This is a genomic window from Deltaproteobacteria bacterium (assembly GCA_016874775.1).
GTDB lineage: Bacteria > Desulfobacterota > Binatia > Bin18 > Bin18 > VGTJ01.
In genome coordinates, this window is the sequence record VGTJ01000314.1 from 1 (window position 1) to 3,609 (window position 3,609).

Sequence of the window (3,609 nt, forward strand, 5' to 3'; positions counted from 1 at the left end):
CGGCCTGAAAGGCACGGCGCTTGGCACCGCGCATCTGCGCTGCGGCTAAGCGCAAATCGGCAATCTGTTGCCCACTAATTTGTTGAGCACTTGGACTGGTGAAATCTTTCCTGAACACCCTAGCCCCTCCACCTCTCCCTACGTTATCTGTCTCTCCGCTATCGTACCTCACTCGCTCGGCTTTGGGTATCTTCTTTTCTCAAAATCACCTTAGTCTTAGGCTGAGCACTAAAGGCTGAACACCGAGGGCCTCTTATATAGGCTGATCGCTGACAACGTCCCCGTCTCCAGCAGCTACCCTAACGTCACCCCACCATCGACAATCAGATTCTGGCCGGTCACGAAATCCGAGGCCGCTGAGGCAAGAAACAAGGCAGCCCCGACCAAGTCACGTGGCTCACCCAGGCGACGGAGCGGAGTTTGCCGTACCATCTCTTGTTCGACCTCAGGTCGTGCCACATGGGCAGCGGTCATTCCTGTACGAATATAACCAGGACTGAAACAATTGACGTACACCCGATGACGGGCCCAACGCATCGCTAAGACTCGCGTCAGTTGAATCACACCTGCCTTTGCCACGGAGTAGGTTAATCCAGAATTGACCACTAAACCAGAAATCGACGCGGTGTTCACAATTTTCCCGCCTCCATGCGCGATCATGTAGCGCCCTGCCGCTTGAGCACACAGAAAGACACCGGTGAGATCAACATCAATTTCCTCTTGCCAATCCTTGATGTTGATATCTTCTGGTCGCACAATCTTCAGGATGCCAGCATTGTTGAAGGCAAAATCAAGGCCTCCTAACTGCTCTGTTGTTGTCCGCACTAAGGTATCCACGTCAGCTTGCAGTGCAACATTCGTCCGCAACGCCAGAGCACGTCCACCTTGCGCGCGAATCTCTCCAGCCACCAGCTCGGCAGCCTCACCATTGATGTCGCTGACAACAACGGACGCCCCTGACTCCGCTAACCCTTGGGCAATGGCCCGGCCCAAGCCCGAGCCTCCCCCAGTGACATAACCACGCTTCCCCGTCAAATCAAAAAGTCCATGTCCAGCCATTCCTGTCTCTCCCTTCGATATCGGGCATTCTCCTGAGTCGCAAGTCTCACGCCTTGGGGAATTTTCCCTCAGCCCGCTACTAGCGCAATTCAGCAAACTTTTCTATTCTATCGAACGGTATGAAGACGATCCTGCTAGCGGATGACGATGCGAGTTTGCGAGAGCTTGCGCGCCTGACAATGAATGACCCGGAATATAGCTTTCTTGAAGCCAGCGATGGCAAAGAAGCGCTTGATCTCGCTCGCATGCAGCAGCCAGACCTGCTTATTCTCGATTGGATGATGCCAACGCTCAGTGGCATCGAAGTCGCACGCAAACTACGTCAAGATCCCGTAACAGCCAGTATCCCAGTAATTATGCTTACGGCTAAGGGCCAAGACAAAGATCGGGAGTTAGGCCATGCTGTCGGTGTCCACAGCTATCTCGTCAAACCGTTGAGCCCCTTAGATCTGCGCGAGCGCATCCAAAATGTATGGAAACAGCAAGCGTGTACAGAACCCAGCCCTCTCGCTAAGGACGCAACGGTGGATATCGTATCCTCGCTTCAGTCTGACACCACAATCGATCAATCGCAGTTGTTACTGTACGCCCGAGACTTACGCCGTGTGATCGAAGCAGAACGGGATAAAGCACGAGCACTGACTGAAGCAAACCAGGCCCTCCAGAGCGAAATCGAGGAACGTAAACGTATTGAAGAAGCGTTGCGCCATGCACAAATCGATTTGGAGCATCGCGTTGCAGAACGAACGACGGCGTTATCGACCATGAACATGCAGCTCACTTCGGAGATCCATGCCCGCAAGCAGGCAGAAGAAGCGTTACATACGCTCTCACGCCAAGTGCTGGAAGCACAAGAAAATGAGCGACGGAGGTTAGCGCGGGAACTCCACGATGAGATTGGTCAAGCACTCACGGCACTCAAGTTTAATCTCCACGCTGCCCAACGACAGCCCGACACGTTACACGCGCGACTAGATGATAGCCTCGGTATCGTCAATCGCACGCTTCAACAAGTGCGGAATCTATCCCTCGACTTACGTCCGTCGATGCTTGATGACTTTGGCTTGACCGCTGCGCTCAATTGGTACATGGAGCGCCAGGCAGAACGTGTGGGCTTCGCTGTCCATGTCACTATCGATCCGATTCCTGCAGATCTGAGCCCGGCAATCGCAACCACATGCTTCCGTGTGGTCCAGGAGGCGGTGACCAACACAGCCCGCCACGCTCAGGCAACTGACGTTTGGGTCACCCTACGCTGTAGTAACCAGAAGTTACTCCTCTCCGTGCGCGATAATGGCAGAGGATTTGACGTTGAGTCCGCACAACAACGAGCAGGGCGCGGCTTCAGTATGGGACTTCCCGGTATGCAAGAGCGCGCTCGTCTGGCAGATGGGGAACTGGTTATTTCTTCAGCACCAGAACAAGGCACGCAAATAACCGCTACCCTTCCCTTGGAGATGAAAGGTACATCATGAACCCTATTCGCATCCTCCTTGTCGACGACCACCATTTAGTTCGTGCCGGACTTCGCACCCTCCTCCAGCAAATGGTTGGGGCGGAAGTCATCGGAGAAGCGAGCGATGGACGCGAAGCTCTCGAAAAGATCAAAGCCGATCCACCTGATGTGGTTCTCATGGACATTACGATGGCCGAGATGAACGGCCTCGTTGCCACAGCTCAGGTGACCCACGACTTTCCTCACGTCCGCGTCGTGATGTTGTCGATGCACGCGAACAAAGAATATGTCACTCAAGCGCTACAAGCTGGTGCGGCAGGATACCTGTTAAAGGATGCGGCCCCAACTGAACTTGAGTTGGCTATTCGTGCGGTGATGCGAGGAGAGAAGTATCTGAGTCCAGCAATTTCGACGCACGTCATCGCCGACTACCTGCAACGCTCCGCTGGCGGAACGCTGCATCGGACAGAAGTTGAGACCTCCCCGCACGATCCACTGACACTCCGACAACGAGAGATTCTCCAGCTGATTGCTGAAGGGAATACCACGAAGGAAATCGCCGCAAAACTCACGCTTAGTGTCAAAACCGTCGAGACTCATCGGACTCAGTTGATGGAGCGGTTAGATATTCACGATATCGCTGGACTTGTCCGATATGCGATTCGTACTGGGCTGGTGACACCGGATCGGTAGCATCAGAGCAAAAAACGAGACAGAGGCATGGTGAAATGGAGAGACGGGGAAGAACACTCCCAGGCCTCCCTTCACCCTTCGCTCCGCCTCTCATTCTGTGGGTTATTTTCTTCTGACCGTTTTTTCGTCATCTGTTCTCCCCTCACCTACACATCTAGACAGCTCCCCACTTTCGTAAGAAAAGACAGGGGAGCACTTCACATGCAAACACGCATCGGTATTGTCACGACCATCCTTGTTCTCAGCAGCGGATTTTGGCCTTGTGCGGTTCAACGTAAGCGGTGATTGAACGGCGTTCTTTCCTCACACGAAGAGAGGTGCAAGATAGGCGCACCCGTGCCAGACCAGGGACGGGAATTAGGATCTCTCTAGAGGAGGAACATATGCAGCTGAGTAGTAAT

General features: G+C 53.8%; 3 protein-coding genes. 2 read left to right on the forward strand and 1 reads right to left on the reverse strand.

Translation table 11 applies throughout. The features are described from left to right. Nucleotides 1-294 precede the first annotated feature (294 nt). On the reverse strand, nt 295-1,059 hold the full coding sequence (locus tag FJ147_27850) for a glucose 1-dehydrogenase (protein ID MBM4259697.1): 765 nt from the start codon (nt 1,057-1,059) through the stop codon (nt 295-297). Between the two features lie 119 nt (nt 1,060-1,178). On the opposite strand from FJ147_27850, the gene FJ147_27855 reads away from it, so the two are divergent. Both FJ147_27855 and FJ147_27860 read left to right on the forward strand, forming a co-directional pair. Then, on the forward strand, nt 1,179-2,534 hold the full coding sequence (locus FJ147_27855; protein MBM4259698.1) for a response regulator: 1,356 nt from the start codon (nt 1,179-1,181) through the stop codon (nt 2,532-2,534). Next, complete coding sequence (locus FJ147_27860; protein MBM4259699.1) at nt 2,531-3,208, forward strand: response regulator transcription factor; 678 nt, start codon at nt 2,531-2,533, stop codon at nt 3,206-3,208. The genes FJ147_27855 and FJ147_27860 overlap by 4 nt, the downstream gene beginning before the upstream one ends. Nucleotides 3,209-3,609 lie beyond the last annotated feature (401 nt).